The sequence below is a fragment of the Streptomyces sp. NPDC051664 genome (assembly GCF_044453545.1).
Taxonomy (GTDB): domain Bacteria; phylum Actinomycetota; class Actinomycetes; order Streptomycetales; family Streptomycetaceae; genus Streptomyces.
In genome coordinates this window covers 34,081-59,505 of sequence record NZ_JBITCU010000028.1, presented here as the reverse complement: position 1 = coordinate 59,505, position 25,425 = coordinate 34,081, and the positions used below count along the sequence as shown (strand labels likewise).

The 25,425-nt window shown below is 68.9% G+C and carries 17 protein-coding genes; 5 read left to right on the top strand and 12 right to left on the bottom strand.

The features are described from left to right. Positions 1–319: 319 nt before the first annotated feature. The 3 genes from ACIA8E_RS33205 to ACIA8E_RS33195 all read right to left on the bottom strand — a co-directional run bounded on the left by ACIA8E_RS33205 (position 320) and on the right by ACIA8E_RS33195 (position 4,584). On the bottom strand, positions 320–1,600 hold the full coding sequence (locus ACIA8E_RS33205; protein WP_399303730.1) for a cytochrome P450: 1,281 nt from the start codon (positions 1,598–1,600) through the stop codon (positions 320–322). 54 nt (positions 1,601–1,654) lie between these two features. Further along, positions 1,655–3,268 (bottom strand): FAD-dependent oxidoreductase, encoded by a 1,614-nt coding sequence (locus ACIA8E_RS33200; protein ID WP_399303728.1) that lies wholly within the window; start codon positions 3,266–3,268, stop codon positions 1,655–1,657. A gap of 623 nt (positions 3,269–3,891) precedes the next feature. Continuing rightward, positions 3,892–4,584, bottom strand: coding sequence for an IS66 family transposase zinc-finger binding domain-containing protein (locus tag ACIA8E_RS33195; protein ID WP_399303726.1), 693 nt, complete (start codon positions 4,582–4,584; stop codon positions 3,892–3,894). Positions 4,585–5,032: 448 nt separating this feature from the next. On the opposite strand from ACIA8E_RS33195, the gene ACIA8E_RS33190 reads away from it, so the two are divergent. The 3 genes from ACIA8E_RS33190 (at position 5,033) to ACIA8E_RS33180 (ending at position 9,517) form a co-directional block, all read left to right on the top strand. Then, a complete protein-coding gene (locus tag ACIA8E_RS33190) occupies positions 5,033–7,006 on the top strand; it encodes a discoidin domain-containing protein (RefSeq protein WP_399303724.1) in 1,974 nt (657 codons plus the stop codon). Positions 7,007–7,104: 98 nt separating this feature from the next. After that, complete coding sequence (locus ACIA8E_RS33185) at positions 7,105–9,174, top strand: glycosyl hydrolase family 28-related protein (RefSeq protein WP_399303722.1); 2,070 nt, start codon at positions 7,105–7,107, stop codon at positions 9,172–9,174. Between the two features lie 28 nt (positions 9,175–9,202). Further along, positions 9,203–9,517, top strand: coding sequence for a transposase (locus ACIA8E_RS33180; RefSeq protein ID WP_399303805.1), 315 nt, complete (start codon positions 9,203–9,205; stop codon positions 9,515–9,517). On the opposite strand, the gene ACIA8E_RS33175 is transcribed toward ACIA8E_RS33180, so the two are convergent. The 4 genes from ACIA8E_RS33175 to ACIA8E_RS33160 all read right to left on the bottom strand — a co-directional run bounded on the left by ACIA8E_RS33175 (position 9,468) and on the right by ACIA8E_RS33160 (position 14,231). Continuing rightward, positions 9,468–10,709, bottom strand: a complete 1,242-nt coding sequence (locus tag ACIA8E_RS33175) for a PP2C family protein-serine/threonine phosphatase (protein WP_399303720.1) — start codon at positions 10,707–10,709, stop codon at positions 9,468–9,470. The two genes, ACIA8E_RS33180 and ACIA8E_RS33175, sit on opposite strands and share 50 nt — an antisense overlap. Positions 10,710–11,494: 785 nt before the next feature. Further along, a complete protein-coding gene (locus ACIA8E_RS33170) occupies positions 11,495–12,520 on the bottom strand; it encodes a DNA alkylation repair protein (RefSeq protein WP_399303718.1) in 1,026 nt (341 codons plus the stop codon). Positions 12,521–12,816: 296 nt separating this feature from the next. Next, on the bottom strand, positions 12,817–13,311 hold the full coding sequence (locus ACIA8E_RS33165; RefSeq protein WP_399303716.1) for a winged helix-turn-helix transcriptional regulator: 495 nt from the start codon (positions 13,309–13,311) through the stop codon (positions 12,817–12,819). A 395-nt stretch (positions 13,312–13,706) separates the two neighbouring features. Continuing rightward, a complete protein-coding gene (locus ACIA8E_RS33160; protein WP_399303714.1) occupies positions 13,707–14,231 on the bottom strand; it encodes a PadR family transcriptional regulator in 525 nt (174 codons plus the stop codon). Positions 14,232–14,340: 109 nt separating this feature from the next. Between ACIA8E_RS33160 and ACIA8E_RS33155 the strand changes: the two genes are divergently transcribed. Further along, entirely contained in the window at positions 14,341–15,729 is a 1,389-nt protein-coding gene (locus ACIA8E_RS33155; RefSeq protein ID WP_399303712.1) for an MATE family efflux transporter, read from the top strand. Positions 15,730–16,005: 276 nt separating this feature from the next. On the opposite strand, the gene ACIA8E_RS33150 is transcribed toward ACIA8E_RS33155, so the two are convergent. Further along, entirely contained in the window at positions 16,006–17,226 is a 1,221-nt protein-coding gene (locus ACIA8E_RS33150) for an MFS transporter (protein ID WP_399303710.1), read from the bottom strand. Between the two features lie 197 nt (positions 17,227–17,423). Between ACIA8E_RS33150 and ACIA8E_RS33145 the strand changes: the two genes are divergently transcribed. Then, the gene (locus tag ACIA8E_RS33145; RefSeq protein ID WP_399303708.1) at positions 17,424–18,668 is read left to right on the top strand and encodes an acetyl-CoA carboxylase biotin carboxylase subunit family protein; all 1,245 of its coding nucleotides are present in this window, start codon (positions 17,424–17,426) and stop codon (positions 18,666–18,668) included. A 30-nt stretch (positions 18,669–18,698) separates the two neighbouring features. Here the strand turns inward: ACIA8E_RS33145 and acnA are convergent, their stop codons facing one another. From acnA to ACIA8E_RS33125, 4 genes are read right to left on the bottom strand one after another with little or no spacing between them, the layout of a single operon-like run. Continuing rightward, positions 18,699–21,434 (bottom strand): aconitate hydratase AcnA, encoded by a 2,736-nt coding sequence (gene acnA, locus ACIA8E_RS33140; RefSeq protein WP_399303706.1) that lies wholly within the window; start codon positions 21,432–21,434, stop codon positions 18,699–18,701. 48 nt (positions 21,435–21,482) lie between these two features. Next, positions 21,483–23,237 carry an asparagine synthetase B family protein gene (locus ACIA8E_RS33135; RefSeq protein WP_399303704.1) on the bottom strand — a complete coding sequence of 585 codons (1,755 nt, stop codon included), beginning with the start codon at positions 23,235–23,237 and terminating at the stop codon, positions 21,483–21,485. Between the two features lie 3 nt (positions 23,238–23,240). After that, on the bottom strand, positions 23,241–24,035 hold the full coding sequence (locus ACIA8E_RS33130; protein WP_399303702.1) for a hypothetical protein: 795 nt from the start codon (positions 24,033–24,035) through the stop codon (positions 23,241–23,243). Continuing rightward, positions 24,032–25,414 (bottom strand): hypothetical protein, encoded by a 1,383-nt coding sequence (locus tag ACIA8E_RS33125; RefSeq protein ID WP_399303700.1) that lies wholly within the window; start codon positions 25,412–25,414, stop codon positions 24,032–24,034. The genes ACIA8E_RS33130 and ACIA8E_RS33125 overlap by 4 nt, the downstream gene beginning before the upstream one ends. Positions 25,415–25,425 lie beyond the last annotated feature (11 nt).

Below are 25,425 nucleotides of genomic sequence, written 5' to 3'. Positions count from 1 at the left end.
CACGAAATATATGAGCCCACCGTTGATCACCGACCACACACGGTAGTCGTCGATCGAGCATCGGTGGCGGGCAGTTGCAGAACTTGCCCGCCATCCGTCCCGCTCTGGTATGAGCTCTCGCACGGACAACCGAATACGCCTCGTTGACACCCGCCCGCGGACACCCGGGCAGCCGGAACACGCGGAACGGCCCGGCCGATCCGGCGGACCGGACGGTGCGGGCCGTAGTCATGGAGGAGCTTGCAGGAGGTGGATGCAGGACCCGCGAATCCACGAGCACGCAGGGTGCTCAGGTGGGTGCGGTGCACGGTCATGGATCTCATGGTGGGCGGTGACGTCCGGGGTTGACGCCGTCGATCTCGACGAGGAGGTGACGGGGGCCGCGCAGGGACGGACTCGCGCGGTAGGGCGGCGGGTCGACGACAAGTCGGGGGTTCTTCAGCCGGTGTGCCAGCTCGGTGAGGGCGATCTGCGTCTCGGGACGGGCCAGTGGGGCTCCGAAGCAGTAGTGGATACCGCCGCCGAAGCCGAGGTGCTCGTTGTGCTCGCGGTCGGGATCGAAGCGGTCGGGGTCCGGGACGAAGTCGGGGTCCCGGCTGCCGGAGGCGAGCACGAGTACGACCGGTGAGCCCTTGAGGATGGTGGTGCCGGCGATCTCGATTTCGTCGAGGGTGTTCCGGCTGTTGGACAGAAACTGCACCGGTGGTTCGTAGCGCAGGAGTTCCTCGACCACCCGGGCGGCCAGATCGGGCTCGTCGCCGCGGCGTAGCCGGTCGAGTACGTCGGGGTGGCGCAGGAGGGTGAGCATGCCGTTGGTGACGAGGTTGACGGTCGTCTCGTGGCCGGCGACGAGCAGCAGGGCCGCGTTGCTCAGAATCTCGTCGGGTGACATCGGCGCCTCGTCGCCGTCGCCGCTGAGGAGTCCGGAGAGCAGATCGTCGCCCCGTCGGCCGTGGCGGGCGTCGAGGAGCTGGGCGAAGTACTGGCCGAGGTCGGCGACGGCCTTCGCGCGCCGGCGCTGCCGCTCCACGATCCCGCCGGTGCTCGGGTCGCCGGCCTGGACGACCGCGTCGGACATTGCCTGGAACCGTGGTTCGTCCTCGCGCGGGACTCCCAGCAGTTGGCAGATCACCGTGACCGGGAAGGGGTAGGCGAAGTCGTCGACGATGTCGACCCGGGTCGCGCCCGACCGGTCCTTCCCCACGAAGCCGTCGATCTCGCTGGTCACGATCTCGGACATGTGGGGAATCATGCTGTCGATGCGACCGGGACGGTGCGGCGGGCCGAAGTTCCGCGTCAGCAACCGCCGGAGCCGGTCGTGCTCGGGTGCGTCGGTCAGGATGAAGCTGGGCGGGAGCGTGGCAGGGCCCTCGTCGGGCCCTTGCGTCGACGCCCCGGCAGCCAACTCGGGGAGGTTACGCATATCCGAGCTGAGCCGCGGGTCGTGGAGCAGGGCGACGATCTCCCGGTAGGTGCTCACGACATAGCTCCCGTCCTCCACCCGTACCACGGGTGTCTTGCGCAGCTCGGCGTAGAGCGGGTACGGGTCGGCGCGGTGGGAGTGGTCGAGGATCTGTTGCCAGATGCTGGTCTGGGTCATGGGGGGCATCTCCCGCAACTCTGAGGTCCGGACGCGTCGTGGCTCGGGCAGGCATCACAGGTACGTTCTGCGGACCAAGGTGGCCCGCCGCTCGCTGGGCCCGTGACCGGTCACCACGACGGTGGCGTGAGGGGTGGGCCTGTCGGGGACCTCGGCCGCGACCGGCCGTGCGTCGGTGGGCCGGTCGCTGGTACGGAAGGACGGCGGGAACGGCGCCGCCCGGTCGATCAACCCCGCGTAGAACTCCAGCCACTTGGACTGGTTGAAGCCGACCGCGGCAGTGATGCGCCCGTGGTAGCCGTAGACGGCGACGAAGCGGCGCTCGGCCACCGATCCCTGGGCGATGACGACGTGGTCGGCATGGGTCGGGACGCCGACGGACTTGATCTCGGTGCCGAACTGGGTCGACCAGAACTCCGGCAGCGCCAGGTGCGGCCATCGTTCGCCCTCGCCGCTGACCATGTTGTGTGCGGCGATCTCCGCCTGGGCGACGGCATTGCCCCAGTGCTCCAGGGAAAGGTACTGGTAGTCGTAGACGGGGTGCGGGCAGCGGGCCACGTCGCCCGCGACGAACACACTGTCGGTGACGACCCCGTTGACGTCGACAGCGCGGCAGCCCGCGTCGCACGCCACACCCCAGACACCTGCCGCCAGTCCCGAGCCTTCCAGCCACTCGACGTTGCGGATGCTGCCGAGCGCGGCCACCGCCACTTCGACGTCCAGAGTGCTGCCGTCGCACAGACGGGCGCGCCGCAGCCTCCCGCTGTCATCGCCCTCCAGCGACTCGACCCGAACGCCGCACCGCAGGTCGACCCCGTGGTCACGCTGCATCTGTGCCGCGACCCCGCCGATCACCGCGCCCAGCGCCCCGGCCAGCGGGGCCGGGCCCCGCTCCGCGACTGTCACCGGTACATCCAACTCTCGGCAGGCGGAGGCGACCTCACAGCCGGTGAACCCGGCACCGATGACCAGCACCCGGCCGGGTGCGGCCGCCAGTCGTTGCCGCAACCCTTCCGCGTCTTCCGGCGTATGCAGCGCGAACAGCCCGTCGAGCGCGGCCTCCGCCTCGTTCGGCCACGGGCGCGCCCGCACCCCGGTGGCGATGAGCAACCGGTCGAATCCCACCTTCGCACCATCGGCCAGCAGCACCTGCTTGCCGCTCAGGTCAAGCCCCGTGGCCGCGACTCCAAGCCGCCAGTGCGCGTCGAGTTCGTCGCGGCGGGGCAGTCGGGTCCGCCGCGCCGGAACCTGGCCCATGAGGACCTGCTTGGACAACGGCGGCCGGTCATAGGGTGCGTGAGGCTCGTCCCCGATCACGGTCAGCGAGCCGGTGAAGCCCTCCCGACGCAGCGTCCGGCCAGCGCGCAGGCCCGCCAGGGACGCCCCGACGATGACGATGCGCCCCGTACGCTCGAACGCTTCCGCAGCGCCGGGGGCGGCCACGTGAGTCACGGGCTCCGGCTGCCGGACCCGGCTGTCGTCACGGTCGAGGAAGATGGCCTGGACCGGGCAGGCCGCCACGGCCCGCACGACCTTCTCCCGCTGCGCGTCGTCCGGATCGGTGTCGTACAGCAGCGCCTCGTCCCCCCGGATGGCAAACACATCCGGTGCGGCGAAAGCGCACTGTGCGTATCCCTGGCACCGTGTGAGGTCCACGACGACCTTCATGTGGGCGCCCCTTCCGAACCCTGCGGATCGGCCGTCTCGTCCCACGCCCGCGCACGGACGCCGTCACATCTGCTCTCTCAGTGGATCACGGCACACCCGGGACCGCATCCCGCTGCGGGCCTCAGCAGGAGTATCGGCTCCCTGTCACGATGCCGTCGACCGTCCGACCTGCGGGAGCCAGGCCAAGCGCACATGCCTCGGCCGGCAGGCGCGGAGAGGTTGCCAGGGGCCGGTAAGAGGCGGAGCGTGGGAATACGGGGGAACAGCAGAACTCGGGGGTCTCCACAGGACGAGGTTCATCATGACCAGAACTGTGCGTAGACGAATCCCAGCGTTCGTGTGTGCATCCGCCTTGGCCTCAGCGCTTGCCTTCTCAATAGCTGCGCCAACAGCCCAGGCGGCCCCACAGGTTCCGGCACAGGCCACCGCGTCACAGGCCGTACCCGCCGGCTGGTGCGACTGGCACCCAGGCGAGTGCGGATGGCAGCCATGGACCACCACCTATCCCGTGTACCCCGTGTACCCGGTCTACCCTGTGTACCCCGTGTATCCCGGGTACTACTAACTAGTCACGCCTTAGGCGGTCCGTGGTTCGAGTAGCGCGAGTCCCGGGGTGGTCCGAGCTACGGGTCCGGTAGAGGCCCCACCCAGCCGTCGAGCCGGAAGAGCGGGGCACAAGCCACTGTTGGCTCTGAGAACTCACAACACGATCTTGTCGAGAAGCGCTGGTTGGACCGTAACGGCGCGTGACGATTCGTAGTTGGTGATGGTGCGGGCACCGCAGCCGAAGCACGGCCACGAAGTGGATGGGGCCGCGCCGATGGGCTATGAGCCACGTCCGGCGTCCACAGGCTGAAGGCGGTCCCGGGGACAGGCACGACGAAACTCCTGGTAGTCGGCGGGTGATCTTGGTCGTCACCCCGTCTGCCAGGAGATTCATGGCTGTGTACTGCGACAGCGAGCGCGCGCAGGCTCGGGCCGTAGGAGGAGGGAGATCCGGCGATCTCTTCGGGCATCGGCTCGGCGGTCACTGTCCCGCACGCGCACCGGCACCGATGGGCCCGGTGCTCGGTCACCTTCACCGTGGCCAGCGGGATGTCACGGACCTGACGGCGCTCGAAGCCAACACTGTCACCCTTGCCCAGCATCTCCCCGCAGCCCGTACAGGCCGCCGGAACATGGTCCTCGGTGACATCGGGCTTCTCGACCATGGTCAGCCCACTGCCGTCGGCACCGGGCTGACGGCCCCGTTTGCGCCCGCTCTTGACCTGCGGCTTCTTCTCCGGACGGCCGAAGGTGTCCGAGGACGGCGGCATCGAGGAGTTCCCGGAGTTACGCCCCAGGCGACCCCTCCAACTCCGCCATCCGCGCCGCCAACCGCTCGTCGGCCGTGGCCAGTTCCGCCGCCCGAGCCTCCCCGGCCGCCACCTGTCGCTGAAGCAGCCCGATCACCGCGAGGAGATCCTCACGCGACGCAGACTCCAGCCCCGACAACATGACCACGGACCCTGCCGCGCCCACCCACGGCCTGTCACACCGTCAGACAGGGACCCGATCACGACCTGCTGAATGCTTACGTTGGACTTGCCAGGACCCGCGCAAGTCGTGTCTTGCGTACATCCCGTCAATTATTTCGTTCGATGCACCATGTATTGCGGAACCATAACCGTGTCGTTACGCTCCCCGGCACCAGGCTTCCAGTCGCTACGGATGGCCGATCAGCCGCGGAGCGGCGGTAGTTGACAGCCGACCGGAGGAGTCCAGATGGGTGTCACACGCAGGGTCTTCCTGCAGGCCGCGATCGCGGCCACCGCCGCGGGCGGGATCGGGGCCGCAGAGACCGCGCTGGCGTCGCCGGCCGGTGCCGCCGCCAGTCCACCCGGCGACGTGGTCGGCAAGGTCACCGTGGGCTACCAGGGCTGGTTCGCCTGTATCGGCGACAGCGCCCCGATCAACGGCTGGTGGCACTGGAGTCAGAACTGGGGCCAGCCGCCGTCCCGGTCCAACACCGGCATCACGTGCTGGCCGGACATGCGCGAGTACGCTCACGGTTACCGGACGGCGTACGCGAACCTGGGCAACGGCCAGCCGGCCACGCTGTTCTCCTCGTACGACCAGCAGACAGTGGACCTGCACTTCTCCTGGATGCAGCAGAACGCCATCGACACCGCGGCACTGCAGCGGTTCGACCCCAGCGGCCAGGAGGGGCCCACGCGCGACGGGATGGCGGCGAAGGTCCGCAGCTCCGCCGAGTCGCACGGCGTGAAGTTCTACATCATGTATGACGTCTCCAACTGGTGGGAGATGCAGTCCGAGATCAAGGCGGACTGGACCGCCAAGATGTCGGCGCACACCTCCTCGTCGGCATACGCCCGCCAGAACGGCAAGCCGGTGGTGTGCATCTGGGGCTTCGGCTTCAACGACGACAACCACCCGTTCTCGGTCGATGCCTGCCTGGACGTGATCAACTGGTTCAAGGGGCAGGGCTGTTACGTCATCGGCGGGGTGCCGCGCGAGTGGCGGACCGGCGGCGCGGGCACCAAGACCGGGTACATGGACGTGTACCACGCCTTCAACATGATCTCGCCGTGGATGGTGGGTGCGATCGGCAGTGCCGCGGAGTCCGACAACGCCTACAACACCTACACCGTCGGCGACGAGGCGGACTGTGTCGCGCACGGCGTGGACTACCAGCCGTGCGTGCTGCCCGGCGACGTCTCGGGCCGGCAGCGGGCGCACGGCGACTTCATGTGGCGGCAGTTCTACAACATGTGCCGGGCCGGGGTGCAGGGTATCTACATCTCGATGTTCGACGAGTACAACGAGGGCAACCAGATCGCCAAGACCGCAGAGACACAGGCCTCGGTGCCCACCGACTCCGGGTTCCTCGCCCTCGACGAGGACGGCACCTTCTGCTCCTCGGACTACTACCTGCGGCTGACCGGCGACGGCGGCCGGATGCTCAAGGGCCAGATCGCCCTGACCGCGATCCGGCCCACCCCGCCGGTGGCCGGCGGCGGCGACATCACCCCGCCCTCCGCGCCGGGGTCGCTGCAGGTCACCGGCCACAGCGACACCACGGTCGCGCTGGCCTGGAACGCCGCCGGCGACAACGTCGGGGTCACCGGATACCGGATCATGCGGGTCAGCGGCTCCACCAGCACCCAGGCCGGGACCGCCACCGGGACCTCCTTCACCGTCACGGGCCTGAGCCCGTCCACCGCCTACACTTTCGAGGCGGTGGCGACCGACACGGCCGGGAACCTCTCCCAGCCCTCGAACCAGGTCTCCGTCACCACCGACGCCGGCTCAGGCACCACCGATCTGGCGCTGCACAAGCCCACGTCGGAGAGCAGCCACACCCAGGTCTACGGGTCGGGGAACACCACCGACGGCGACCCCAACAGCTACTGGGAGAGCGGGGGCAACGCCTTCCCGCAGTGGCTCCAGGTGGACCTCCAGGCCGCTGCCGGCATCCGCCGGCTGGTCCTGAACCTGCCGCCGTCCACAGCCTGGGGCACCCGCACCCAGACCCTGTCGGTGCTGGGCGGCACCGAAGCCGGCACCTTCACCACCCTGCTGTCCTCGGCCAACTGCACCTTCGACCCGGCGACGGGCAACACCGCGACCCTCACCCTGCCCTCCTCGGTCACCACCCGCTATGTGCGGCTGAACTTCACCGCCAACACCGGCTGGCCGGCCGGCCAGTGCTCGGGGATGCAGATCTTCAGCACCTGACCGGCCCCACGACCCGCATGACCCGGCGCCACCGCGCCGGGCCCTCCGCTCCGCCGAGCGTCGCAGGCGTTCATCCTTCCGACAGAAACGAGCACGCGATGTCATGGAGCATCACAGGAGCCGCAGCGAGACGGTCCGGCAGAGCATCGCGCAGGGCCGCCGCGGCGGTCGTAGCGGTGGCTGCGGCCGCTGTCGGTCTCAGTGTTCTGGCCGGCGGTACGGCCCTCGCCGGCACAGGCACTGACAGGGCGTCGACCCCTGTTGCGACGCGCGCCGCCCTCGATCCGTCGCTCGTCGCGGGCAGGGGCGCGAGCGTCGACTTCGTCGAGCAGGAGGCGGAGAACGCCGTGACGAACGGCGCGGTCATCGGCCCGGACCGTACCGCGTATACGCTGCAGGCGGAGGCGTCCGGCCGTATGGCGGTCAAACTGACACCGAGACAGTACGTCGAATTCACGCTGCCGAGCGCGGCCAACGCGATCACCGTGCGCTACAGCATTCCGGACGCGCCGAACGGCGGCGGGATCACCGCGCCGCTCGATGTCACGGTGAACGGCAAGAACCGGTCCACCATGACGCTCACATCGCAGTACGCGTGGCTGTACAACCAGTATCCGTTCTCGAACGACCCGAACGCCGGCCTGTTGCACCCCGACTGGTGGATCACCGAGTGCTCCTGTGTACCGAGCGCCACGACGCCGGCCCCGACGATCACCAAGCCGTTCCGGCCGAACCACTTCTACGACGAGCAGCGCCTCTTGCTCGGCACGAAGTACCGCGCGGGTGACAAGGTGCGGCTGACGGTTCCCGTCGGGAGCAGAGCCGCGTGGACGGTCATCGACCTGCTCGATTCACAACTCGTCGGCCTGCCGTACGTCGACGTCTCCGCCGCGAATGTACTGGCCTTTGGCGCCGATCCGTTCGGCCGGCGCGACTCCGCCACTGCGTTCGAGAAGGCGATCGCGTTCACGAAGCGCAAGCAGCTCAAGTTGTACATACCGCCGGGCACGTACCAGGTGAACCGCCACATCGTCGTCGACAACGTGACGATCGTGGGCGCCGGCAACTGGTACACGATCATCAAGGGGCGCCAGGTCGACCTCGACACCCCGGCGCCTGACGGCTCGGTCCACACCGGCGTCGGCTTCTACGGCAAGGACGCGGCGGACGGTGGCAGTACCAACGTCCGTCTCTCCGGCTTCGCGATCGAGGGTGACGTCCGCGAGCGCATCGACACCGACCAGGTGAACGGCGTCGGGGGGGCGATGAGCGACTCGACCATCGACGGCCTCTACATCCGCCACACCAAGGTGGGCCTGTGGTTCGACGGACCGATGTCGAACCTGCGGATCACGAACAACGTCATCGTCGACCAGATCGCCGACGGCCTCAACTTCCACACCGGCGTGACGGACTCGGTCGTGTCGAACAACTTCATCCGCAACTCGGGTGACGACGGCCTCGCCATGTGGTCCGAAAAGACCGCCAATGCCAATAACACGTTCGACCACAACACCGTACAGACGCCGGTACTCGCGAACGGCATCGCCATTTACGGCGGCAAGGACAACACCGTCTCGAACAACCTCATCGCCGACCCGATCCGGGAGGGCAGCGCCATCCAGGTCGGGTCGCGCTTCGGCGCCGAGGCGTTCACCGGGTACCTGCGGATCGCCGACAACACCACGGTCCGCGCCGGCACGTACGAGCTGAACTGGAACATCGGCCTGGGTGCCATCTGGTTCTACGCGCTGGAGAAGGACATCGACGCCGACATCCAGGTGACGGGAGATCACTTTCTCGACAACACCTACAACGCGATCATGCTGGTCAGCGACTGGCCGGTGAAGGATCTGTACTCGATCACGAACGTGCGTTTCAAGGACATCAAGGTCGACGGTACGGGCACTTCGGTCGTCAGCGCACGGGTGGCGGGATCCGCGTCCTTCGAGAACGTGGACGCTCGCAACGTCGGGGCAGTCGGCGTCAACAACTGCGGGTCGTTCAACTTCACGGCTACCGGCTCGGAGTTCTCGCTGACGGATCTCGGCGGCAACGACGGGGGCGGCACCACCGGTCCCTGGCTCGCCCCGTGGGAGCTGCCGAACACCATCACCTGCGACGACCGTCCGCCGGTGGTCACACCGCCGGCGCCGTCCGCGTGGTGATACCCACCGGGGCGAGTAAGGGAAGTCGCTGATCGGCGGTGCGCGCCAACGAGGGCACGCCGCCGCGGACCGGGAGCTGTGCGTTCCACGTTCCTGGACGGACGATCCCGACGGCTGCCGGGCAGCCGGCCGGCCCGAGCCGAATGTGTTCGCGACCAAACCGGATCTTGCCCGGCAGATGTCAGTTCCCTCGGATCGCAGCGCCACCCGGAAAACCCCGGGTCGGGTCCGGGTCTGCCCCTGGTTTTCCAGCCGGTCGCCCTGCACCGGGCACGGCGCGGGTGGTTGTCGGATCAATCGAGGGTGGCGAGGTGATCGGCGTCGCCGCCCCGCCACTCGATGAGGAAGATGGTCGCGTCGTCGCTGGTGACGTCGCCTCGTTCTTGTTTGAGGGCGTGGGAGAGCCCACGCACCACCGACCTGACCGCGGTGCGGTCACGGAGGATCCGGTTGGTGCACGCGATGAGTTGTTCCTCACCGAACTGTTCTCCGCCGGCTTGGTGCTCCTCGATCAGGCCGTCGGTGAAGCACAGCAACCGGTCCCCGGGTTCCAGGATCCGCTCGCTGACTGTCGGCTGCTCACCGCCGAAGCCGACCGGCAATGTGGTGGGGCTCTCCAGTCGGTCCGCCACGGCGCGGTCACGGATCAGCAGCGGTGCAGGATGGCCGGCGTTGACCCATTGCATCCGGCCCGTTTCGATGTTCAGAGACATCATCTGTGCGGTGACGAAGTGGTCGGGGCCGAACTGCTCATTGATGGCCTTGTCCATGAACGCGTACACCTGGGACAGATCGGTGTTGGCGCGTCGTGTGTGGCGATAGGCGCCGATGGCCACGGTCGCCATGGTCGCCGCGTCCAGGCCGTGGCCCATCGCGTCGATCATGGCCACATGAAGGATGTCGCCGTTGAGGGCGTAGTCGAAACTGTCGCCGGCCACGTCGTACGCGGGCTCGAGAATTCCTGCCACCTCAACCTGCGGAACAGTCATCGACAGCGGGGGCAGCAACGACCACTGGATCTCCGCGGCCACGCTCATCGGGGCGCTGCGTCGGGCCTGGAAGAACAGGTCGGTGTAGGCGTCCTTGGTGACGATCATGTCTGCGACCAGGCCGGCGAGTCTGCGCAGCAGCCGCCGGTCGTCATCATCGACGCTGTCCAGGGTGACGGCCATCGCGCCGATCTGGTCGCTGCCGTCCAGCAGCGGCAGATACATCCGCACACTGCCGTGCTGCGGCACCTCTACTGTTTTGCGGCTCAAGAACGCCTCGCCGGCGGGAGAGTCCTCGACCGGTTCGGGGTTACCGACTGTCAGCCGCCGGCCCGGCAGCGGCACCAGCAGCATTTGTTCGTAGTCCTGCAAGAGGATCGAGAGGTCCCGGCCACCGACCCTGGCCACCTCTTCCGCAACGAGCGGGGCGATCAGCTGCGGCGGCATCTCGTGAGCCCGGTCGATCAGCACACCCAGCAACCGCTCGCCGAACCCCTCCGACCGGTCCACCTCAGATCTGCTCGGCTTCCTCGCGCCTTCGATCATCGCTGCCTGCATTCCCTTCGTCCCGCTGGCTCGGGGGAACTCACCGGGCGGCTGTCTCCCCGAGCTGTCCGCCAGGTAGGCCGGTGCTCGACTTCGGTGGCCGGGCGCCGGCACAGCGCCCTCGGCGTCCGCGTCTTCAACACCCCGGCCACGCATTTCGGCTCACCGTGTCCCCAGCCCAACACACACCCCGACACACCCGAATCCATCGGAAATTCAAGGGCGATCCGCTGGATGGCGCTCGTCACCTCGCACACACGGGGCTCCGCACACGACAGCGATCAACCCGTCCAGCCTGGCACCGCCAACCGCCCCAACGAGCCGATTACGCCAGTGGCGGCATGTCGCACCCGGAGAGCGTGGCGGCCTCCCCGGTAGCCGTTGCGGAGTGAAGTGCAGCCGGGAGCTCGCGGCGCTGGTGATCTTCCGGGCGTGCCAGGTCCTCAGCCGCAATTGCTGTCCGCCCATTCGTCGCTGTTCCACGTGACGTGGCGTGGCGCCGACGGGCTCGAACCGGATGTTGGGGTGGTTGCTGTGGACCAGGCAGATCAGCCGGCACTGAAGTACCGCGGCGCGGGGGGCCTGATCGGCGATGATGTGCTGCTCCCTCAGCAGACGAAGAATGTGCAGGTGAGTTACTCCTCTCGGCCAGTAGGACCGCGGGGACGGACAACAGCGCGCGGCGGTCCGGTAGAGCAGGGGACACGATCATCACGGCAGCATTACAAGTCCCCACCAACGAGCCTGAAGGCGGGCGCTGACCAGCAGCGATGACTTTACGAGCCCTACCGGGCAGGCACGACCTCGAAGGGCACCTTGCCGTGCGGCTGCCCGTTGACCTGCAGCTCCAGGAAGTGTGTGCCGGGGTGCAAGACGCGTGTGCTGACCGGTGCGAAGGATCGGGAGGCGCTTAGTGCGGCTCGTTCCCCGGCCTGGATCGTTCGGACAGTCAGTTTGAAGACCTTCGGGGAGGTGGTCGCGTTAGCCTTGCGATAGTGGACGATGTAGTCGACGGCCAGGCGTTGGGGTGTGTCTCCGCGGTTTTCCAGGGTGAAGTCGAAGCGGAGCCGTTCGCCCACCGCGACAATGTCCCGCGCCACGTTCGGACCGGTGACGGTGAGGTCGGCAGGGAGCTCGAAACCCAGCAGTGCCAGGGCTCGCTGGTCCCCTTTTTTGACTGCGGTTCGCAGCGCGTGGCGGATCAGCCGGGGGGTGTGGGTGTCTGGTTTGTCGGCCCAGGCGGCGGCCATGTCGACGGCCAGTTCGGGCTGTGTGTGACTGATGTCGTTGAGATGGTTGGCGACCGACCGGCGCACGTACTCCGAAGGGTCTTTGTACAGGGCGTTGAGGATGGGAAGCGTGGTCTCGGGGCGTTCCTGGATGGCGGGTACGCGGACCGCCCAGGGCAGGCGTGGCCGCGTGCCTTCGCTGGCCAAGCGGCGCACATGTTCATCCGGATGAGCAGTCCACTTCTTGATCACGGCCAGTGCGCGGTCCAGGTCTGTGTTCAGCAACCGCCGGATGGCAAATTCGGCCGTCAGGCGAGGGGTGAGATCCGACAGGAGGCACAGGGCGTCCTCGAAGCACGTTCCCTGAGGCGCAGTGGTGGCCTTGGCGGCAACGGCTTCGGAGACTGGCCAGATCATCCAGCCGCTGAAAGCGGGGTCGTCGAGCGCGGTGTGCACGGCGGAGGCGAAGGCTGCGTACGGTGTCGGTCCGGCGTACAGCAGGGCGTCGCACAGCAGGTCGCTGCGTTCGCGCAGGCCCAGGCCCGCCAGGCGCGGCGCGCATTCGCGCACCGCGGCCGCCACGGAGTGCTGGTCCGCCTTCTGCCAGCAGTCGGCCAGAGCGTGCACTGTGTCCGCGCCGAGCAGTTCATCCGCAGTCGGCACAGGTGCCTCTTCCTCATCGTGTCGTGCCGCACGTCCGCGCGTGCGGTCCATCGGTGTGGCAAGGCGAGTTTGACTTGTCACGTCCCTGGGTGCCGGACCCCGGTGCCGGCCGACGGGCAGCCAGGTGCTGGAGGTGATGCGCGCCGCCGCGCGGGTTGATTTGCCTTCGGCAGGGCGGGAATCGGCGTTCAGCAGCAGCGGCTCCGTGCCTTCGGTTACGTGGGGCCGGTTTCTACGTAGCGGGCGCGCATGGCGTCGCTGGCGGCGGGTCCCGCGGTGTAGACGAAGGCTTCGCTGTCGTCCAGTCTCCTACCAGTAGCGGCGTCGACGACGACCGGGTCGACCTCTTCCCCGGTCTTGGCGTCAACCAGGATCATGCTGCGTTCCTCCGGCGCCAACCGTGAGTTGCCCCAGGCGGCGAGGGCGACGATGACCGGGCGGATCGAGCGGCCGAGATCGGTGAGGACGTACTCGTAGCGGGTCGGATTGTCCTGGTAGGGGCGGCGCTCGAGCACTCCTTCGGCAACCAGGGACTTGAGGCGGGTGGTGAGCATGCTCGAGGAGATGCCGAGGTTTTCCTGGAACTGATCGAAGCGGGTGTAGCCGTCGAACGCGTCGTGCAGGATCAGCAGGGTCCACCATTCACCGACGTGCCCCACGGTCGTCGACAGCGGACACTCTCTGTCTTCCAGTCTGATTCGGCTCGCCACGTTGACCACCTCACGCGCATAGGCGCCAAAGCACAAGTTACTACTTCTATTTTAGCAGCTACGCGAGGCGGACCTTCTCGCGCCCCTTCCCTCGGGATGCGGATCGTCGGCGTCTGCGTGAGTGGCGCGGACGGCGAACATGCGCGGGAGACCTCCGCTACAGCCGATGCAGTGCTCAAGTCATCCCGGCCGGACCGCCGGGACGTCCGGCCGGGGTCCCGCCTCATCAGGCTCGGCCCCGGCTGGTTTCAACGGCGGAACGGAACCGCCGGAACGACGAGTCCAGCACTTCTGCCTGCCGGCGAGCCTTTGGGACCCGTCTTCCTGCCCCGCGCCGGCGGACATCTCGTCGTTGACCATCCCCTAGCGGGATGGGCGCCGCCACCGGTCCGCGCTCAGCCCTCCAGGCTGCAGATGGCTTCGGCCAGCCACTTCTTCTCCTCGGTGCCGGTGGCGCGAGCGATGCGCAGCATGCCCTGTCGGAAAAGGCCGGGCGCCTCCTCGGCTCGCACGGGCTCGCCATCGCGGTAGAAGAAGCTCGCCGGGATGTCGAGGAAGGTCTGTCGACGACGCAGCACCGCAGCCTGCTCGGCACGGTCCGGGAGATGGTGCAGGAAGGCAAGCAGAGTAAAGAAGCGCTGCCCATCGGTGATTTCGGCCTCCTTGGGGTGCCGCAATCGGGACAGCAGCTCGGTGCGGCCCGCCTCGGTGAGAGACAGGATCCGGCGGGGCGGGGCACCGCTTCCAGGTTCGGTGCGCTGCTCGACCAGACCCGCTTTCACGAGCCGGGAGATAGCTGGATAGAGCGCCCCGTCACTTACCGGGCGGATGTGGCCACTGAGGCCCTGGATACGGGCTTTCACCTCGTATCCGTGCAGGGACTCCTCGAAGAGGAAACCCAGAATCGACAGCTCCAGCATGCCCAAGCTCCTTCCTGCGCTTGTCGGCGCACTTGCCCGTCCCGTTCCGCCATGCTATCTCTTTTCGCTGTACCTCGATTAGAGGTACAGCGAAAAGAGGGGTGCAGTCATGGGGGCAGCAGAACACCGGCACAGGCTGGTGTCGCTCGCGTATCCGGTCTACTTCGAGCTTCTCGCGGGGGTCACGGCCGGGATCATCGACATGGTCTGGGTGGCGCGGCTCGGTGGTGGCGCCGTCGCCGCGGTGGCTGTCGCCACGAATGTCGAGAACCTGCTGCTCGGCGTCATCCTCGTCGCCGGCTCGGGCACGACTGTGCTCGTCGCACGAGCCGGAGGAGCGGAGGATCCTGCAGCGATGCGCTCCGCCGTGCGCGGCGGATGGGTCCTGTGGGCGCTCGTCACACCCTTGGTCGCCATCGGTGGATACCTGTGCCGCGAACCGCTCGCCCACCTCGTACTCGGCGGCAGTGGCGGCGACTCGCTGCCCCTCACCACTGGCTACTTCTCGATCGCACTGCCAGGAATCGCGGTGTTCTTCGCCATCAACGTCGTCGACGGCATCCTCAAAGGTGCGGGCGATACCCGCACCCCGATGAAGCTCGCGATCCTCGCGAACGGACTGATTCTCGGGCTGGATCCCTTGTTCATCCTGGGATTCGACCTCGGGGTGCGTGGGGCGGCGATCGCCACGGTGCTGGGCCGGACGGCCGCGCTCATGTGCGGTTTCGTGGCGCTGCACCGCAACGGCGTACTGCGACAGGCGGCCCGGGCGGCCCCGAACCGGGCCGGTTCGCTCAGTTCAGATGCGCGCAGGACGGCTGCGACCGGGCTTCCCATGTCGGCCGACTTCGTCGTACGGATGGCGGGGGCGCTTGCACTCGTCGCGATCGTCGCCCGGATCGGCGTCAGCGAGGTCGCCGCGTATGGGATCGCGACAAAGGCGATGTACGTCGCGACCATGGGCTTCTACGCGATACGCCAGGCTGCCGCCATCCACACCGCCCATCTGCTCGGTGCCGGACGCGACGAACGGCGGGCAATCGGACGACAGGTGTTGCTCCTCGCCGGATCGCTAGGGTTCACGGCTCTCCTGACACTGCTCGCCGCCGGGCCGTGGATCATGCGGGCCTTCGGTAGTGAGGGAGAGGTGGCCGAGGCGGGGGCACTCTATCTGCGCTGCCTGGGGCCGTACTTGGTGCTTCTCGCTTGCTTCATCGCGCTGGGCGGGGTGTTCGAGGGCAGCGGCGGCAGCCCGGCCCTCGCGCGGATCACCTCATGCGGCGTGGCACTCCAACTCGCGCTTGCATACAGCCTGTCGGGTTCGGGGCTGCCCGGCATCTGCCTGGCCATGGCGCTGTCCATGGCACTTCAGTGCGCAGCCATCGCCAGGATGTATCGGCGCACGGAATATCCGACAGCCACTGACTGCGACAACAGTCGGCTGAAGATCTCCGTCACAGAGCCCGACAGCCCTTCACCCGACAATCGACTTGCCTGATGAACGGCCATGGCGTGCCATCAAAGTCACTGCGACAGATGCGCGGCGCGCGCCGGCGCCAGGCGTAATGGCAGATCCTCGTCGCAGACGAAGACGACGGAACACAGCTTCCTGGCCGAGGCGAGAATCTGGACGGCTCCGGCGGACCCTCGGTCGTACACCACGGCGAGAAGGGGAGGTTGGGCATCGGCACACGGTATGGCGCATCAGTGCATCCCTGCCCACCGTGGCCGCCGGAATCGACGGCCGGGGACGCCGGAGAAAACTGATGGCGCATCAGGCGCTTGCCGTGGCAATCGGCTCCGCGGGTTCGGGCCGGGTACGCTCGGCCCAGCGGGCCACAGCCGGCGCCGCCAGGCCGGCGGAGGCCAGCAGCGCGCCCATCACCAGCCAGCCGATCCAGCCCTGCCGGACGATGAGCAGCGCGGTGACCGCGGGGGTGATGGCGGTGCCGAGCTGGGTGGTCAGGCCGAACAGGCCCTGGTACTGGCCCTGGGCGTGTTCCGGGGCCAGTTCGTACGAAAGAGCCCAGGAGCCCGCACTGTAGAGCAGTTCGCCCACCGTATGAAGGACGACACCGGCAGCGAGGAACGCCACGGCCACCCAGGGCGCACGGCCGGCGGCCAGGGCGATCACTGCACAGCAGGCGGCCAGCCACAGTCCGGACCTGGCCAGCGCGCGGGCACCACCGCGGATGTCCTCGGCACCCTTGCTGACGGGGACTTGGAGGAACACCACCATGACGGTGTTGACCAGCAGCAGAGGCGCGAAAACCGATATCGGGGCGTCGGTGTTCTCGGCGATCCAGAGAGGCAGGGCGACATTGAGGATGCCGGCGTTCATCATCAGCACGGCGTTGATCGCGCCGACCGCGACGAACGGGCCGTCGCGCAGGACCTGCCAGGGGGAGGCACCGTCGGGCCGGGGTACCGGCGGCGTCCGGTCCAGGGCGAGGAAGGCCAGGCCCGCGACGACGAAGAGAGCCCCGGAGGTGACCAGCGCGGTGGCGTAGCCACCCGCCGTGTCGCGGCTGAGCGCCAGGCCTCCGAAGAGCGCTCCGAGGGAGAAGCCGACGTTGGTGACCGAGCGCAGATAGGCGCGCGTGCGCACCCGGTCCCGCTGTGGCACGGCGAGCGCGACGAGCGCTCCCCGTGAGGCGTTCGACGCGGCTTCCGCGACGGCCACCAGCCCGGCCGCGACCAGCAGTCCACCGAACCCGCCGACGAGGACGTAGCCGCAGATCGCCACGCCGTGCAGGATCACGGACCCGAGCGCGGCGGAGCGCGCTCCGATGACATCGGCCGCATGACCGGCCGGGATGCTGGCAAGCATGCCGGCGACACCGGCGACGGTCAGCCCCAGACCCACATCTGCCGAATCGATCTTCACGGAACGGGTGAGGTAGAGGACGACGATCGAGACGACGACACCGTTGCCGGTACTCCGCGCCAGCGTGCTCAGCGCCAGCACCCACACCGGCCTCGACTGCGGCAGCAAGGAGCGGATAAAATGTCCTTTTTTATTCCATTCCATTATGTACCCCTTGCGTTTCCGAACGATGGGGAATGATTTCACCAGAGCCGATTCGGGTGATCAACTGGATCCTCGGAGGGGTCCTGTGATCTTCCTCACATAGATATTCTTCGGGGGTGTGAATTAAATTGTCGGACCTCGACAATTAATGAGGGGGTTGCATGCCGCAGGAAAACACCGCAGTGCTGCACATCGGTTGGATGTCTCGTGCGGTCGCCGCCCTGACACGTGCCGGAGCCGATGTCACCTGCGTACTCACCCCAGCCGACCTGAAAGACGCGCGCGGCGCGCATCCGCGTATGCGGACCGTCGTCGTGCCGGATCAGACGAACGTCGAGGGAATTCTCGCCGGACTGGCCCGCGAGTCGTTGAGAATCGGTGAATTCGACGCGGTCTGCAGCGGGCTCGAGTTCTGCCTGGCGGCTGCGGCGGTCCTCTCGGATCTGGGTCGGCTGACTACTTCGGCCACTCGCCGAGCCATCGCCATGCGCGACAAGGCAGTACAGAAAGCGCTGGTCCGCGCCGCGGGAGTGGCAACCGCAGACTGCGTCACCGTCGACACCCTGAACGAGGTGTCCCGCCAGGCGGACAGGTTCCCGGTCGTCATCAAGCCACTGAACGGCAGCGGTGCGCAGAGCACCTACCGCCTCGAACGGCCGGATAGCCTGGATGCACACCTCGAAGCCGAGGCCGGAAAGGGGCCGTGGCTGGTCGAGGATTACATATCCGGTAAGGAATTCCAGGTGGACGGAGTCGTCCGCAACGGAGAAATAACCCTTCTTTCGGTCTCTCGGTATCTGGAAAACCTCATCGATATTCACGACGGCGGGCTGGTCGCACATATCGCCCTCCCCCCGGAATCGAACCCGGATCTGTACGAGAGGATCCGGCTTCTGGCCCATTCCTCCCTGAAGGCCCTCGAGCACCACGACGGTGTTTTCCATCTGGAGGTGTTCCGGCGTGGCGACGAGATTGTGTTCGGCGAATGCTGCGGCCGGGTGGGCGGAGGCCGGACCGACGAAGTGGTCCGGCGCTCCTTCGGAATCGATCTGCACGACGAGTGGGTGCGTGTTCTGCTCGGCCGGCCCTCGGCCGTATCCCTGCCCCCCGAGCACACCGCCGGCGTCGTCCACGGCGGGATGAACCTGCACGCCCCCCACGGACCGGTACTGCAGGCGCCCGCCCACGACGAAGTGCTCGCCCGTCCCGGCGTCGTCCACGCCGAGCTGCACTGCGTGCCGGGCTGGACCATGCCCGATGTCACCGCCGCCTCCCATCTGCGCGCCGGCGTCGTCGTGGTCTCCGGCACCGACGACCGGGAGGTCGAGGCGCGCATGCGGGATCTGGCCGACTGGTACGCCCGCCACGTTGTCGTCGCGTCCGCCGGGGAGCCGGGCGGGCGCTGAGGCCCGCCCGGGAACACGCGGGCGATACGGTCAGGCGGAGTCCGCCGCCGTACGCCCGCGCTCCCGCAGCAGGCGCGCGGCGGTGTACGGCAGGACCCCGCCCGCGGCGAAGTAGGCCACCTCACGGTCGGTTTCCACCGCTGCTACCGCCGCGAAGGCCGTGACGGAACCACTTGCCCGCCGGACGCGAACAAGGATCTCCCCGCCCGGGGACAGTCCGGCAGCACCGAGCAGATCGATCTCCTCCGTCCCGTCGAGCCTCAGGGAATCGAGGTCCGTGCCGGCCGGGAACAGCAGTGGCAGGACTCCCATGCCCACCAGGTTGCTGCGGTGGATGCGTTCGAAGCTTTCGGCGAGGACCGCTCTCACCCCCAGCAGAGCGGTGCCCTTGGCGGCCCAGTCACGGGCGCTGCCGCAGCCGTACTCGCGGCCGGCGACCACGATCAGCGGCACCCCGTCCGCGCGGTAGCGCTCCGCCGCGTCGTGGATCGACTCCAGCTCGCCCTCCGGCCACCTCCGGGTCCACGGGCCCTCGCGGCCACCCGCCAGCGCGTTGCGCAGCCGCGGATTGCCGAACGTGCCCCGGACCATCACGTGGTGATTGCCGCGCCGCGCCCCGAAGCTGTTGAACTCCGCCGTGTTCAGGCCGAGTCCGGACAGATAACGGCCCGGGTCGCTGTCGGGCTGGATCGGGCCGACGGGTGAGATGTGGTCCGTCGAGACGGCGTCTCCCAGCAGCGCGAGGATCCGGGCGCCCACCAGGTCCCCCTGTGCCGAGTCCGTATCCGCCCCGCCCGGTCCGCTCGGCGCGGTCACCCCGGCGACCCCGCTCACCGGCTCGATGTACGGCGGTTCCAGGATGTAGTCCGAGCCGTCCGGCCAGGCGTACAGATCCCCGTCCGGTGCGTCGAGGGCTCGCCAGCGTTCGCCGCCCCCGTACAGATCCGCGTAGGCCTCCTCGTACAGCTCGGGGCCCACCGCCGTACGGACCGCCGCCTCGACCTCCTCGGGCGAAGGCCACAGATCGGCGAGGTACACCTCCTGCCCGTCGGGCGTGACGCCGACCGGCTCCTTCGTCAGATCCCGCGTGACGGTTCCGGCGAGGGCATAGGCGACGACCAGCCCTGGCGATGCCAGGTACGCGGCCTTCACCTGGGGATGCACCCGTCCCTCGAAGTTCCGGTTGCCGCTGAGCACGGCGGCCCCCAGCACCCCGTCGGCCGCAACCGCACGGGCCGCCTCCGGCAGCAGCTCCCCGCTCATCCCGTGGCAGGTGGTGCAGCCGAAGGCAACCACCTGGAAGCCGAGCTTCTCCAGGGCGGGCAGCACGCCTGCCCGGTCCAGATACGCGGGCACGGCACGGCTGCCCGGCGCCAGACTCGTCTTGACCCACGGCGGCACCTCGAGCCCGTACCGCACGGCACGCTCCGCCACCAGGCCCGCCGTCAGCATCGCGCCGGGATGTGAGGTGTTCGTACAACTCGTCAGGGCCGCGATGAACACCGAACCGTCGCCCGGCTGCGGGACGCGCTGCTCGGCCGGCCCGCTTGCGCGTACCGCCTCCAGGCTGCGCGCCACCGCGTGCAGCGGCAACCGTTGATCGGGTCTGCCCGGCCCCGCCACGCACGGCTCCACCTCACCGAGATCGAGTGTCACTTCCTCGGCATAGCGCACCTTCGCGTCCGAGCCCTCCGCACGGAAGAGCCCTTGCGCTCGCAGAAAGCGCTCCACCAGCTCCACGTGTTCCGCGGTCCGGCCGGTGGCGCGCAGGTATCGCAGCGTCTCCTCGTCCACCGGGAAGAGCGCGGTGGTCGCCCCGTAGTCGGGCGCCATGTTGGCGACGGTCGCCCGGTCCGGCACCGTCAGCCGCGCGCAGCCGTCCCCGAAGAACTCCACGAAGGCGCCGACCACGCCGTGCCGGCGCAGCCGCTCGGTGAGCGTCAGCACCAGATCGGTGGCGGTGCTCCCGGCCGGCAGCCGACCGGTCAGCCGGACGCCCACCACCCGCGGTGTGGTGAGCAGTACGGGCTCCCCGAGCAGCACCGAACTCGCCTCGATGCCGCCGACGCCCCAGCCGAGTACCCCGAGGGCACCGACCATCGGTGTGTGCGAGTCCGTGCCGAGCACGGTGTCCGGGCGGGCCAGCCGGGGGCCCTGTCCCTCGGTCAGGGTCACCACGCGGGCCAGCCGCTCCAGGTTGACCTGGTGCACGATGCCGGCGCCCGGCGGGACCACACGGAACCCCTCGAAGGCCTGTTCCGCCCAGCGCAGCAGTGCGTATCGCTCGTGGTTGCGGGCGAATTCGAGGTCCATGTTGATCTGCAGCGCATCGGCGGTGCCCGACCGGTCGACCCGTACCGAATGGTCCACGACGAGGTCGGCGGGGATCACGGGGCCCACCGCGCGGGCGTCGAGGCCGCTTCGTACGGCCGAGGCCCGCAGTGCGGCAAGGTCGAGGACCACTGGAACGCCCGAGAAGTCCTGCAGCACCACCCGGGCGGGCTGGAACGCCACGGCCGTGCCGCCCGCCCCCGCCGACCCGGGGTGGGTGAGCGCGCGCAGCCCCTCGGGGCCCGCCTTCCCGGTCGCCACCAGATGGGCGGCGTTCTCCAGCAGCAGCCGCACGGTGTACGGCAATGTGTCCAGGTCGGCGCCTGCGTCCGCCGCGATGTCAGGTAGCGGATAGTGCAGTACGTCGGGCCCCAGCGCATCCAGCGGTGCGGGCCCGGCGGCTGCCGGGAGAACGGAGTTGTCTCGCTCGTTCACGAAGGAACCGTCTCCTCAAGTTTTCGGTGTGCTCGATGTCCTGCGTGGTCACTGCCCGCCGCGCAGGGCCTCGGAATCGGCCTGCTCCAGCCATGCGCCCAGGCTCAGCAGGGGGAAGACCAGACCGGTGGCGGCGGCGTCGCCGGCGTCCACCTCCCGGAGCATCCTCTCGACGCCCTCGGGGCGCAGCCCCGCGGCGGCGAACAGGTCGCGCCGTAGCTCCAGTTCGCCCATCGCAGCCGTCCGCCGGGACCCGGTCAGCCAGTCGTCCACCGGTGCGCGGAAGGGCTTCTTGACCTCTGCCCGCCAACGCGGCAGTTCGCTCGCGTACGCGTGACGCAGCGGCAGTTTCGTCTGGCCGCCCCGTACCAGTTCCGTCATGGGGTAGGCACGCCCGAGCGCCGGGAGTCCGCCGTGCAGGAAAGGGGTGCGGCCCTCGACGCCCTGGGCCATCAGCAGATGGTCGGCACGGCGCAGCAGGGGCTCCAGGCTGTGTTCGTACTCGAAGTCCCGCACCACCTCGGCCGCCGACCGGTCCCGCTCTGCGGGCAGTGCGGCCCGCAACGCGGCGAGCGCCTCGGCGCAGGCGTCCGGCCCCAGCAGGGCCCGGGCCAGCTCGGCGCGGCGCGGCGCGACGTAGAACTCCTCCGCGCTGCCCAGTCCGTCAAGGCCGAGGTAGCTCCGGTAGCCGCCGAAGACCTCGTCCGCGCCCTCGCCCAGCAGCAGCACGACGATGCCGGTATCGCGGGCCAGCCGGGCGAGGGCCGCGTACATCGGAACGCTGGTCATCGCCGTCGGTTCGCCCAGGACGGCGACCGCGTGGGCCACGCCCGCGAGCAGATCGGCGGGGCCGAATCCGGTCCAGCGGTGCCGCCAGCCGCGCCAGGCGGTGCCGGGCAGCGCCAGATCCGCGACCTCGCGTATACCGTCGCCGTTGCCCTGCGGTACGACGCTGACGGTGGCGAGGTCCTCGATGCCCCGGCGGGCCAGTTCCAGCGCCACCACTGTCGAGTCCAGGCCCCCGCTCAGGGCCAGCCCGAGCGGCCGGTCCGAAACGAGCACCCGGTCCACGGCGCGGGATACCGCGGCCCGGATGCCCTCGGAAGTGGTCGGCCACCCGGCCGGGCCGGAGCGGGCCGACGGGATGGGGGCGACCGATACGATCTCGGCGCGTCCCTCTTTCAGCACGAGCCGGGCACCCGGCGGTACCGGCTCGATGTCCTCGTAACAGGTACCGCCGTCCACCACGCGTCCCAGCAGCAGAAACTGGGCGATCGCGGCCGGCCTGATCCGCGCCGGGCCGAACGGACCGAGCAGAGCGGGTATTTCGGAGGCCACCGCGACGCCGTGGCGATGGCGTCGCAGATACAGGGGCTTGATGCCGAGCGGGTCGCGAGTGATCTCCACACCGCCGTCGGGGGCCCGGCGTGCCAGCGCGTACATCCCGTCGAGGGCCTCCGCGCCGTGATCCTCGACAGCCTGCGCCTCGTCAAGACCGCCTCGGGGCACGGTCACCCCGGTGGCGCCGTCCAGCGCCCCGGGGCCGACCGCGTACACCTCACCGTTGTACGCGTAGCAGGTGCTGCCGGAGTGGGCCGGGAAGGGGACCCGGTCGGCCGGCAGGCTGCGTACCCGCAGCCTGCACATGGCCACCGCCGACCGTGTGTCCCCTGCCACCCCGAATCCGTCCGGTCCGCGGTGCACGAGCCGACCGACGGCGCGCCGGGCCAGACCCGCCGCGTCCGGCACCGGCCTGGTCCCGGCCGCGGCCGGGACCAGGCTCACTGCGACGACCCCGCACATGGGTCAGGCGTCCTGGCCGGAGCGGACGGCGGTCGCGGTGTACATCTTGGTCTTCGGCGCCTGGCCGAACTCGGTGGCCGTGGCCAGATGCAGGCCGCGGCCCTCGACGTCGACCGTGGTCAGCAGCGCCGCGATGTCCTCGTGGTCGAAGCGCTGCTCCCGGCCTCGCCCGCGGTACCACCGGAGCAGCAGCTCGGAGTCGATGCCGCCGTGGGGGAGCAGCGAGTCGCTGAGGACATCGCCGGCCGCGGCGAAGTCGATGACCTTCGTCCCTGCGTCGTAGAAGCTCTCGAGGGTGCCGCGCTCCGTGCCGTTGGCGATCATCCGCTCGTCCATCGGGTACAGGCCGAGCTTGATGGAGGCGCGCACCTGCCCGCCGTCGGTGAGCAGATCGAGCATGCCTTCCAGGCCCTTGCGGGCCTCGACCTCACTGAATCGGTTGACCAGACGGTCGTTCAGGACGAACTGCTGGGTGCCGCGCAGCTCCTCGGGCGCCCGCTGGGTGATGTCGTGGCGCAGGATGCGGCACGAGCCGTCGGGCAGCGCCGCCCGCAGGTCCTCGCACATCCGCTCCGAGAAGTCGACGACCGTGACCTCGGCTCCGAGGGCGAGCAGAGCCTCGACGAGATCCTTGGTGGAGGCGCCCACGACGGTACAGCGGGCGCCGGCGGTGATCCCGTGGAGGAAGAGGCCGATCTCCTCGTCGCTGGGCTTGGCGGTGGTGCGCCCCGATTCCCAGAAGAGGGAACCGATCAGGTCCCAGGCGGCGGCCTTGGCGTTCTCGGTCTGGATCGTCATCGGTTGCTCCCAATCGGGTCGAGAAGGCTGGAGTTGTACTCGCCCGCCAGGACGTGGTTGAGGTAGGTGCCGGCGCCGCCGACCACCCGGTAGCCGTGGGCGACGCCCGCGGGGATGAAGACGGCTGCGGGGCTCTGCACCGGGAACACCCGCTCGCCCAGCGTCACTTCGACGGTCAGTCCGGCGTAGCCGGTCTCCTCGCCGAGGAACATGAACAGGCTGTCGCAGTGGTGCACGTGCGTATCGACGTGGCCCGCGCCGTAGTCGTCCATCTGCGGAATGCGCCGGGCGATGCAGTACTGGTCGGCGCCCGGGACGAACCGGTTGTCGACCAGCACGAAACGCTCGCCGGGGCCGGCCCGGTGGTAGCGCAGTTCGGTCGCGGAGATGATCTGCGGGCTGACGATCCAGTCCGTGGGGTCGGCCGGGAGAGCGGGACGGGTCACGCTGCCGCTCTGGCCGACCGTGGCCGGGTCCAGCCACTCGTACGATCCCGGCTCGCGCTCGACGGCCTTCACATGGAGCTTGGAGACGTGGTGGAAGACATCACGCCCGACCACGGGCCTGCGGTGGTCCGGCATGGAGCGGGAGTAGGCGCCGACGCGCAGGCTGAGGTCGCTGAGCAGCGCCCCGTCGGCCAGTGTGCGGGTGCCCCGATGGTGCAGGTTCACCAGCAGGGCCGCGTAGTCGGTGATGCCGGCGCGCTCGCCGAGGCCGTTGACCGAGGTGGAGATCCAGTCGGCGCCGGCGTCGATGGCTGTCAGGGCGTTGGCCATGGCGAGGCCGCGGTCGTCGTGGAGGTGCACTTCGATGTCGGTGCCAGGACATCGTTTGCGCAGCGTCCTGATCCGGGCGGCGGTCTCCTGGGGCTCCAGGATGCCGAGGGTGTCCGCGAAGCAGATGCGCTCGGCTCCCGCCTCGGCCGCGATGAGGTACGCCTCGACGAGTTCGTCGGGCTCGGTGCGGCTGCTGTCCTCCACCGTGAACCGGACCCGCAGGCCCAGCTCCCGGGCGTGTGTCACGGACTCCCGGATGGTCTCGTACAGGTGCGACAGAGTGCGTCCCGGCAGCCGGGAGCGCCGGGAGACGTCGTTGACGCCGAGGAAGATACCGACCCAGGACGCGCCGGTCTTGGCGACGGCCTCGATGTCCCCGAAGTGGGCGCGGGCGTGGGCGAGTACGGGGGTGTCGCGGACCGCCTCGACGACGGCCGCCACCCGCAGGAGTTCCTCTTCGTCGACGGCCGGGTGGCCGCACTCGATCATGTCCGCCCCGGAGCGGACCAGCAAGGTGGCTATTTCCACGCTCTGTTCGAGGGTGAAGCGGCCGTGCGCCGACTGCATGCCCTCGCGGAGCGTGCTGTCGATGATGCGGGTCATCTGTCCTCCAC